Consider the following 9,561-nt stretch of genomic DNA (forward strand, 5'->3'; position numbering starts at 1 on the left):
CAAAAACCTCCTCCGTTATCTTCTGCCTTTCCGTCTCATTACAAGCCGGATGCCAAACACCTCTTCAAAGAATTCCTTTTTATCCTTCAGAAGCCCCAGTTCCAGAGAAACATCCTTCGCGGAGTCTATCACCAGATAAAGGATTCTGTCCTTCAATGTTACATTGAGGGCTTTTACCTTCTGATAATGGCTTCTGTCCATGGCATTGGCCAGACGGAGAATTGCTGTCAGCTTCGCAGTCAGGAGATAATTTTCCCTGTTCATGGAAGTTTCACGGTTGATCTCTTCATAACAGCCGAATTCTCTGGTATTATACCGCACCGCACTTGCGATCACCTGCCGTTCCTCTGTGGAAAGGCCTATGATCTCCGTCGCCATGATGATCCGGTAGGAACATTCTGCAACATCACTCATACTGATATATTTTCCGCAGTCATGAAGAAGAACCGCAATCTGCAGAAGAAGGCGTTCACGTTTTCCCATGCCATGGATTTTTTTTGTACTGTCAAAAATATCCAGTGCCAGATCGGTGGTTCCTGCAATATGATTCTTTCCACTGGAATACCTTTTGGCAATATTTGCGGACGCCACCAGGATATCATTTTCAAAATTGTGGGCGCTTTTCAGATATTTGTTTTTTTCCGCATAATCATAGGCAATTCCATCCAGAAGAGAAACACCGGGGATCCACAGTGCTTCCGCCTGAAAAATTTCTATGAAATTGCGGATGATAACCATATTCGGCACAATCAGGGAAGCATATTCCGGTTCCAGCCCCATGGATTCTGCAAGATCATAGTCGGACATGTTTACGATAGTCTCGTATTTTTTCAGGAACTCTTCCTTTGTGATCATATTTTCCCCGGATCTGTCCTGAAAAATCGTATCTGTGAGAAAATCTCCCATCAGGATCAGATTGGAAATTTCTTTGTCCTTAAGATAAAGTCTCTGGAAACACATCAGGTCATTACGGATAAATTCCTCTACCAGCCGGTCATAATGTGGAGTCGTTTTCTCCAGTTCTTTCAGCCGTTCACGGATACGAAGACTTCCCATACGGATACTCTGAGTCAGTACGAGAGCATCTTTGTCAAAGAGAGAAATCTGCAGGTTTCCACCTCCGATGTCCAGAATTGCCGTGCCTTTCTGAATGGCTTTTTTGAAGCCGGATTCAATGGCCGCAATGGATTTATATCCCAGAAAATGCTGTTCCGCATTACTTAAGATCTCCACACGGATTCCGGTCCTCTGGAAGATCTGTTCCAGGATGATCACCGGATTTTCCAGTTCACGCAGGGAGCTTGTGGCACACGCACGCCAGCTTTCCACCCCAAAGTCAGCCATCATGCGTTTAAAATCATCAAGGATCCCACAGAGTTCATCCACAGTTTCCATCTCAAGCCGTCCAGCCGCATAAGTTCCCCGCCCCAGTTCCAGCTGGTAACGAACGTCATTAATCTCCCGGAAACCGGTCCGCTTTGACATTTCAAAAATCTTCATGCTGACTTCATAGGATCCTATATCAATTGCCGCAAAGGTTGTCACCGCCATAGTTCATCATCCTTTCCCCCAATACACAGGTGGACTATTTTCTCTTTTCTTCCTCTGTTCCCACAATATAATCAATAAACTGCTGTGCGGCACGTCCGGTCAGGCCACCATGAGAAAGTTCCCACTGGTTGGCTTTCAGAAGAAGCTCATCTTCCGGCATGGTAACGCCATAACGGGCTGCCAGTGTGCGGACGATCTCCTGGAACTGTTTTTTGTCCGGTTTGCCAAAATAGATACGGACTCCAAAACGATATACCAGGGAAAGTTTCTCCTGTACGGTATCGGAAGAATGCAGATCATCTTCATCTGCGATCTCCAGCTTGTCTGCCGCACGTTCACGCACAAGATTACGTCGGTTACTTGTTGCATAGATCAGGACATTGTCCGGTTTTTTCTCAAGACCGCCCTCGATCACTGCTTTCAGATATTTATATTCGATCTCAAATTCCTCAAAGGAAAGATCGTCCATATAAATAATAAAACGATAATTACGGTTTTTGATCTGGGCAATCACTTCATTGAGATCCTGAAACTGATGCTTGTAGGCCTCAATAATACGAAGCCCCTGATCATAATACTGGTTCAGGATACCCTTGATACTGGAAGATTTACCGGTTCCCGCATCACCGAAAAGAAGGCAATTGTTGGCCTTTCTTCCCTGGACAAACGCTTCTGTGTTGTCGATGAGTTTTTTCTTGGCGATCTCATATCCTACCAGGTCATCGATCTTCACATGTGCGATCCTTGTGATAGGCTGGATCTCTACCTTGCCGTCCTCGTCATGACCAATACGGAATGCCTTGTGAAGGCCCAGCTTGCCAACGCCGAAATCTTTGTAGAAGGATACCATGTCATCCATGAATTCTTCGGTTGTGGTGGCTGCTGCCAGAGTTTTGCTCATCTGGCAGATACGGTCACGGATCCTGGTATTAAAGAGCTTACTGTTCTCATCCGGTGTCTGATAGTCACAGATCACCTTGCAGCATGCTGTCCCGAACACTTTGTCAAAAACTGTAATGTCAAAATCGTACAGTTCCTTGAAGATCTGGAAATCGTTTTTTGCCAGCTCGTTGATACTGCCTTTGATGGCTCCCCGGATCTCGCTTGCCATGCTGAAAGCGTTCTCATGATTTACCAGAAGGAATGTAAGATATGTATGCCAGATATTTCCGGAAAATCCATACATTCCTGCCAGTTCCACCAGCCCGTTGACACTTTTGAAAAACTGGTCTTCTTTTGCCTTGAGAGCTTCTTCATCAGATTCATAAAGATTGATAAGCTCTGTCATATCGTTCAGTATCTCACCGTTTGAAAAATTACGGTAAAGGATACATTCCTGAATTCTTGCTAACATAATAATAAAACTCCTCTGTATCTTAATAATTTCCAAGAACGCGGAGAACATTCGCCTCCGCCTCGATTCCTCTTAATGCATTCTCCACAGCGCTTTCGCCAAGTTTTCCTGTGAAGTCCACGAAGAAACGGTATTCCCAGGATTTTCCCGGGATCGGACGTGATTCGATCTTGGTCATGTTCAGTCCGTTGTAGATGATGTGGGAAAGCATGTTGTAAAGGGTTCCGCTTTCATGAGGCAGCTCAAAACAGATGCTGATCTTTCCGGCTTTTTCCTCATACTCCGGTTTCCGGCTTACAATGATGAAACGTGTGGAGTTTGCTTTTTCCCGGCAGATGTTTTCCGCAAGGACCTTAAGGCCGAATACCTCGCCTGCCTCACGGCTTGCGATGGCTGCCACACCTTTATCTCCCACTTCGCTGACCTTTTTGGCTGCGCCTGCGGTGTTTTCCACTTCTTTCTTTTTCCAGGACGGGTGCTCTTCCAGAAAGGCTTTGCACTGAGCAAGTCCCTGTGGATGGGAGCAGACTTCCCTGATATCTTCCACCGTTGCATCCGGCATTCCAAGAAGCACATGATCCACACGGATGATCTGCTCACCTACGATATAAAGTTTGTATTCCATGAGAAGGTCGTAGATATCAGCCACGATACCTGCGGTGGAATTCTCGATGGGAAGTACCGCATAGTCTGCTTTTCCGTGGGTTACATCCTCCATGGCTGTACGCCAGGTTTTTACGTGATAGCTTTCGATATTTTTTCCAAAGTACTGGCGCATGGCAGCATAGCTGTAGGCTCCCTCTACTCCCTGGAATACAACGGTTGCGTTTTCAAGGGGAACATGCTTTACAGTTGTAAAGTTACGTTCTCCGTAAATTCCATGTTCTGTAAGCAGCTGGTATTGTCTCTTGCGGCTGATAGCCATGATCTGGCGAAAAAGCTCCTGCACGCCAAGGCTGTTAAAGTCTCCGTGGGCTTTTTCTTTCAGGGTATGGATTTTCTGGCTCTCACGTGCCGGATCCAGTACCTGTTTGCCTGTTTTTATTTTGTATTCAGCGACTTCTTCACTCACCTTCATTCGTTTTTCAAAGAGACGTACGATCTCGCTGTCGATCTCATCGATCTCGTCTCTGTATCTTTCCAAATCTGTCATTCATTTCCTCCGTTATGTTTCCTGATAATTTCTGTAAGATCCCCCAAAAATGCCAGGGAACCAAAAGCAATGATCACATCCTCTTTTCCTGCCAGATGATAGGCCTCTGCCACTGCAGATTCGATGTCATCAAAAGGCCTTACATCGGAATGAAACTCCCGCACTGCGTCTGCCAGCTCCTGGGGCGTCAATGCCCTGGGGTTGTCAGGTGCCGCAATGGTGAGGATGGTATCTGCATATTTTTCTGTTTTCTGGATGACTTTGCGGTAATCTTTGTCACGGAACATTCCCATGATATAAATAATCCTTTTTCCCTTAAAATACCGCTCAATGGATGCAGCCAGCATGTCTGCCGCAGCCGGGTTATGAGCTCCGTCAACCACAAAATCCGGCTTCGTTCCAAGAAGTGCAAATCTTCCCGGCCAGGTAGTACGTTTCAGTCCATCCTGTCTCTGCTTTAGTGTGGTTGGGTATCCCTGCTCATTTAAGATCTCCAGTGCCCGAAGGGCTGCCACTGCATTTTCTTTCTGGTAAGCTCCTGCCAGGGATATCGTATATTTCTCTCCTTTATAAAGAAACGTCTGCCTTGTTATGGATGCTTCCAGTACTTTTGCACAGTCCCGGTCTGCTACTTCGTATGGTACATTCTGTTCTTCGCATACTCTTCGTATGACCGCTTCTGCCTCCGGCTGCTGTTTTACCGTCACCATATGGCTGTCCGTTTTGATAATGCCGGCCTTTTTTTCTGCTATCTCGCCCAGGGTATTTCCAAGAAATGCCGTATGATCCATACTGATGGATACCAGAATGGAAAGAACTGTGGTACGGATAATGTTGGTGGCATCCAGATCGCCACCCATACCAACTTCCATTAATACAAGATCGCATTTCTCATCCTGAAAATAAAGAAATGCGGCTGCTGTTTCAATTTCAAATACTGACGGATGCGGCTTGCCTTCTTTTACGATCTCATCGATCACTTCCGCGATCCTTGTCACATATGCTGCAAATTTCTCTCTGCTGACAGGCTCTCCGTTTACTTCCATCCTTTCTCTGTAGGAATAGACTGCCGGGGAAATATATCTTCCCACACGATAGCCTGCACCTGATAAAGCGGAATACAGATATGCGATCACAGACCCTTTTCCGTTGGTTCCCGCTACGTGAACGTACTTCAGTTCATCCTGGGGATTTCCAAGCCGCCTCATCAGCTCCCTCATATTTTCCAGTCCCAGAACAATCCCTTTTTTCAGTTCTGCGGCTCTGATGTAGGCACGACTTTCTTCATAATTCATCGTCTGTTTTCTCCTTCCGCATGTGTTGAAAATATAAATAATTTCGTTCATTATAACCCACGTGTATATTTTTTTCAAGGCAGGGGAGACTATTAAAGACGCTTTTCCACGTTAAATATATATAAAGTTAAACTTCCCATTTTCTGCTTTCGAAAAGAGAAGTTTTTTTGCTGATGAGAAGGAGCTTTGAGATGCAAAAGAAGGATTTTTTTCTGTGCGGTTTTACGGGCTGGTGTCTGGAGATTTTCTGGACAGGGCTGCACTCTCTTGTCACCGGCCATTTTACCATGATGGGCAAAACCTCTCTTCTGATGTTCCCGGTTTATGGTCTTGCGGCCCTGATCCGGCCGGCTTACCGTAAGCTCAAAGGTTTTCCGGTTATGGTACGGGGGATTTTTTACAGCTGCGGGATTTTTTTCGTGGAATTTTTAATCGGATCTTTTTTTCAGAAGCTTCATATCTGTCCCTGGGACTATTCTCACGTTCCGCTCCAGTATAAAGGGGTGATCCGGCTGGACTATGCACCCTTATGGTTTCTCACCGGTCTCTTTTTTGAGTGGCTTCTTCGACAAAATCCTCGGAAAGTCTCTTGAAAATCTCACAGTTATATTATATGATAACTGGAAGGAATCTGATTTCCAGTAAATAATTGGAGGTACAACATGAGACATTTAATGAGTCCGTTGGATTTCTCGGTTGAAGAGCTCGAGAAGCTTCTGAATCTCGCCGATGACATCGGGAAAAATCCCAAAAAGTACGCGCATACCTGTGATGACAAAAGGCTTGCGACACTGTTTTACGAACCAAGTACACGTACACGTTTAAGTTTCGAGGCAGCCATGATGAATCTTGGAGGAAAGGCTCTTGGTTTTTCTTCCGCTGATTCCAGCTCCGCTTCCAAGGGCGAGAGTGTTGCCGATACTATTCGCGTTGTTTCCTGCTATGCAGATATCTGTGCTATGCGTCACCCGAAAGAAGGTGCTCCGCTTGTAGCTTCTATGGCATCCAATATCCCGGTGATCAATGCCGGCGACGGCGGCCACCAGCATCCTACTCAGACATTAACTGATCTTTTAACTATCCGTTCCCTGAAAGGCAGACTTGACAATATCACGATCGGTCTCTGCGGCGATCTGAAATTCGGACGTACTGTCCATTCTCTGATCGAGGCTCTGGTCCGTTATGAAAACGTAAAATTTGTCCTGATTTCTCCGGAGGAACTTCGTATTCCAAGTTATATCCGTGAGGATGTTCTGAAACGTAACAATGTGGAATTTGTTGAAGAGGAACGTCTGGAGGATGCTCTTCCGAGTCTTGATATCCTGTACATGACCCGTGTTCAGAAGGAGCGTTTCTTCAATGAAGAGGATTATGTCCGCATGAAAGATTTCTATGTTCTGGACAAACAGAAACTGGAGCTTGCGCCGAAGGATATGTATATTCTTCATCCGCTTCCGCGTGTCAATGAGATCTCTGTTGAAGTGGATTCTGATCCGCGTGCCGCTTATTTCAAACAGGTCCAGTACGGTGTTTATGTACGTATGGCCCTGATTCTTACTTTACTGGAGGTGGAACTGCCATGTTAAACGTAGGTGCTCTTCGTGAAGGTTATGTTCTGGATCATATCAAAGCCGGCAAGGCTATGACTATTTATCATGACCTGAAACTGGATAAACTGGACTGTACCGTTGCCATTATCAAGAATGCCCGCAGCCAGAAAATGGGCAAAAAAGATATCATCAAGGTTGAATGCCCGATCGAAGATCTGGATCTGGATATCCTTGGTTTTATCGATCATAATATTACGGTAAATATTATTAAAGACGAAAAGATCGTTGCCAAAAAAGAGCTGAAACTTCCAAAGCAGGTTGTGAATGTGATCAAATGCAAGAATCCTCGTTGCATCACTTCCATCGAGCAGGGACTGGATCAGATTTTTGTTCTTGCTGATGAGGAAAAGGAAGTTTACCGGTGTAAGTATTGCGAAGAGAAGTATAGCGGTAAACGGAATAAATAATAAATAGTAACTATATTAACGAACGGACGCGTCCGGTCCCCGGTTCGATATTCGGCTGTTTCGGAGCCTAGGAATACTAAGCCTGTGAAAGACTGCTAAAAACATTTTTCAAAATCATGAACTCGCTCCTGCGTCGCTCAAACAGCATGATTTTGAAAAATAACGCAGTCTCCCACAAGCTAAGTATTACTACGGCTCCTGCAAAGGCCTGAATATCGAACCGGGGACCGGGCGCTGTTTTTTGGCTATTATATACGGATGTTTTTATTTTGGTTCGTTCAACGTTTTGTTTTTTAGATAATAATTTTATTGTGAGATGTATTAGTTTTATATCTTTGTCTTATGTCAAAATATTTTATTGTTGACTTTTTGTGTTGGATATTTTATTCTGTTGGAAACAGGCTTGCATTTTGGGAAGGAATTGTCTGTATTACATTTTTAGTTTTCTATTTTTATTCTTATGTTCCACCGATTCTGGTATTTTTCATTTTATCAAGTTTATATATACATAGCTGTTACGTAAAGGAAAATGTATTGTCTGTTTTTATTTTTTCTGTTATATTGTAATCAGACAATTTCTTTCTTGTGTCTTTTTGCAGAAAGGATTTTTTATGACACGGAAAGAAATGATTACAAATGATAAAATCGGTTCTGCAACTGTAGTTCAGCATGAGGATGCGGTTTTAAAAATTGCCGCTCAGTTCTTTGCTAAGGAGTTGCTTCCTTATCTTGGTATTGATGGGAAGGTTATATCTTCTGCTCCTACAGAGTCCATTGTCCTCAATCTTAAGAAATTCTATGAAGATATCAATCTTATTATGGAAGATGGTACATGGAAGCATTTTGAGTTCCAGAGCAAGAATGAGGGAATTCCCGGTTTGAAACGTTTTCGTTCCTATGAAGCTGTCACCACATACGTTCTTTATTCGGGAAATATACAAAATCCGGTCACTTCATTTACCGAAGGAATAAATACTTATCATGTTATTCCGATCATAATGAAGGATCACAGTGCAGATAAACTGATCAAAACGCTGAAAGAGAAAGCTTCTTCTGGAGACATTCTTACAAAAGCTGATCTCGTTCCACTGACTCTGATTCCTCTGATGGACGGGCAGCTTTCCCAAAAAGAACGATTTCTTCAGGCATTTTCTCTGACTGAAAATACAAAAGATATTCCATCGGAAGATCTTCAGAAAATCGAGGCAATGATCTATACCATGGCAGATAAGTTTCTTGAAAATGATGATTTTGAACATGTTAAGGAGGGAATTCGTATGACACGTTTGGGTCAGATGCTGTTTAATGATGGTTTTAATGACGGTTTCAATAATGGTTCCCAGAAAAAGCAGCTTGAGATTGCCAGAAATCTGATAGGGAAACTCAGTGATGCTTCTATTGCTGAAACTACAGGTTTGCCTTTGGATGTGATTCTGAAACTGAAAAAAGAACAAACTATGAAAGTATAAAGTTTCTGACGTTCTTTACCAAAAAAGCAACTGCTATTTCGCGGATCTATAAACTGGCCGCAAAATACAGTTGCTTTTATTATATGCTTATTTATTATACACAGTCAGACCGATAAGCCGGGTTATGTCGTTGAGTGATCATCTATCTAGGCCTTCCGTTGCCAGAAGGCTCCAGCGACCTACCTGAAAGCACGACGGGCCGCCGTATGGCTTTCTTCTCGGTCTTGCTTCGAATGGAGTTTACATGTGCCCGCTCTGTTACCACAGCGGCGGTAGTCTCTTACACTGCCTTTCCACCCTTACCCCGCAAAGGAGGCGGTTTATTTCTGTTGCACTGGTCTGGGAGTTACCTCCACCGGACGTTATCCGGCATCCTGCCCTGTGAAGCCCGGACTTTCCTCGTCTGGACCCTTTCGTCTGTCCAGCCGCGATCACCTGGCCTGGCTGCGCATCTGATATTTTAGCACAGGTACGCAAACTTGTAAAGTTTGTTTTTTTACATTGCCATGTGGGCGGATGGCTACGCAGGTCGCATTTCAATGCGGTAAGTGCGAGGGAAGGCGATCTCAGAGTTCCGAAGCCCGAACGCAATGCCATTTAGTTAGAACATAGTATTCCAAAAGATTGCAATGTATGGTAAAAAAGAATTATACATTGCAATCTTTTCTTGTGTGACAGTAAAAATAAACCCCCTGCTATGCAGGGGGAGGGAAGATCTTTAG

The 9,561-nt window shown here is 44.2% G+C and carries 8 protein-coding genes and 1 other RNA gene; 4 read left to right on the top strand and 5 right to left on the bottom strand.

Features of this window, described 5'->3' with window-relative positions:
• Positions 1-15: 15 nt before the first annotated feature.
• From G5B06_RS15845 to G5B06_RS15860, 4 genes are read right to left on the bottom strand one after another with little or no spacing between them, the layout of a single operon-like run.
• Positions 16-1,551, bottom strand: coding sequence for an HD domain-containing protein (locus G5B06_RS15845; RefSeq protein ID WP_148447592.1), 1,536 nt, complete (start codon positions 1,549-1,551; stop codon positions 16-18).
• 34 nt (positions 1,552-1,585) lie between these two features.
• Positions 1,586-2,905, bottom strand: a complete 1,320-nt coding sequence (locus tag G5B06_RS15850) for an ATP-binding protein (protein WP_148447591.1) — start codon at positions 2,903-2,905, stop codon at positions 1,586-1,588.
• Between the two features lie 22 nt (positions 2,906-2,927).
• On the bottom strand, positions 2,928-4,058 hold the full coding sequence (gene pheA / locus G5B06_RS15855; RefSeq protein WP_148447589.1) for a prephenate dehydratase: 1,131 nt from the start codon (positions 4,056-4,058) through the stop codon (positions 2,928-2,930).
• Positions 4,055-5,353: a bifunctional folylpolyglutamate synthase/dihydrofolate synthase gene (locus G5B06_RS15860; protein ID WP_173763060.1), complete on the bottom strand. Its 1,299-nt coding sequence runs from the start codon at positions 5,351-5,353 to the stop codon at positions 4,055-4,057. The genes pheA and G5B06_RS15860 overlap by 4 nt, the downstream gene beginning before the upstream one ends.
• Positions 5,354-5,544: 191 nt before the next feature.
• On the opposite strand from G5B06_RS15860, the gene G5B06_RS15865 reads away from it, so the two are divergent.
• The 4 genes from G5B06_RS15865 to G5B06_RS15880 all read left to right on the top strand — a co-directional run bounded on the left by G5B06_RS15865 (position 5,545) and on the right by G5B06_RS15880 (position 8,839).
• Positions 5,545-5,946, top strand: a complete 402-nt coding sequence (locus G5B06_RS15865) for a putative ABC transporter permease (RefSeq protein ID WP_118062610.1) — start codon at positions 5,545-5,547, stop codon at positions 5,944-5,946.
• A gap of 69 nt (positions 5,947-6,015) precedes the next feature.
• Positions 6,016-6,939, top strand: coding sequence for an aspartate carbamoyltransferase (pyrB, locus tag G5B06_RS15870; RefSeq protein ID WP_021977930.1), 924 nt, complete (start codon positions 6,016-6,018; stop codon positions 6,937-6,939).
• A complete protein-coding gene (locus tag G5B06_RS15875) occupies positions 6,933-7,370 on the top strand; it encodes an aspartate carbamoyltransferase regulatory subunit (protein ID WP_021977931.1) in 438 nt (145 codons plus the stop codon). Before pyrB ends, G5B06_RS15875 begins: the two co-directional genes overlap by 7 nt.
• 611 nt (positions 7,371-7,981) lie before the next feature.
• A complete protein-coding gene (locus G5B06_RS15880) occupies positions 7,982-8,839 on the top strand; it encodes a hypothetical protein (RefSeq protein WP_173772495.1) in 858 nt (285 codons plus the stop codon).
• A gap of 97 nt (positions 8,840-8,936) precedes the next feature.
• On the opposite strand, the gene rnpB is transcribed toward G5B06_RS15880, so the two are convergent.
• An RNA gene (gene rnpB, locus G5B06_RS15885) (RNase P RNA component class A) lies at positions 8,937-9,286 on the bottom strand.
• Positions 9,287-9,561 lie beyond the last annotated feature (275 nt).

This window comes from Blautia luti (assembly GCF_013304735.1).
Taxonomy (GTDB): Bacteria; Bacillota; Clostridia; order Lachnospirales; family Lachnospiraceae; genus Blautia_A.

Coding starts and splice junctions, on each gene's coding strand:
- G5B06_RS15845 (WP_148447592.1), bottom strand. CDS start 1,551: ATGGCGGTGACAACCTTTGCGGCAATTGATATAGGATCCTATGAAGTC.
- G5B06_RS15850 (WP_148447591.1), bottom strand. CDS start 2,905: ATGTTAGCAAGAATTCAGGAATGTATCCTTTACCGTAATTTTTCAAAC.
- pheA (WP_148447589.1), bottom strand. CDS start 4,058: ATGACAGATTTGGAAAGATACAGAGACGAGATCGATGAGATCGACAGC.
- G5B06_RS15860 (WP_173763060.1), bottom strand. CDS start 5,353: ATGAATTATGAAGAAAGTCGTGCCTACATCAGAGCCGCAGAACTGAAA.
- G5B06_RS15865 (WP_118062610.1), top strand. CDS start 5,545: ATGCAAAAGAAGGATTTTTTTCTGTGCGGTTTTACGGGCTGGTGTCTG.
- pyrB (WP_021977930.1), top strand. CDS start 6,016: ATGAGACATTTAATGAGTCCGTTGGATTTCTCGGTTGAAGAGCTCGAG.
- G5B06_RS15875 (WP_021977931.1), top strand. CDS start 6,933: ATGTTAAACGTAGGTGCTCTTCGTGAAGGTTATGTTCTGGATCATATC.
- G5B06_RS15880 (WP_173772495.1), top strand. CDS start 7,982: ATGACACGGAAAGAAATGATTACAAATGATAAAATCGGTTCTGCAACT.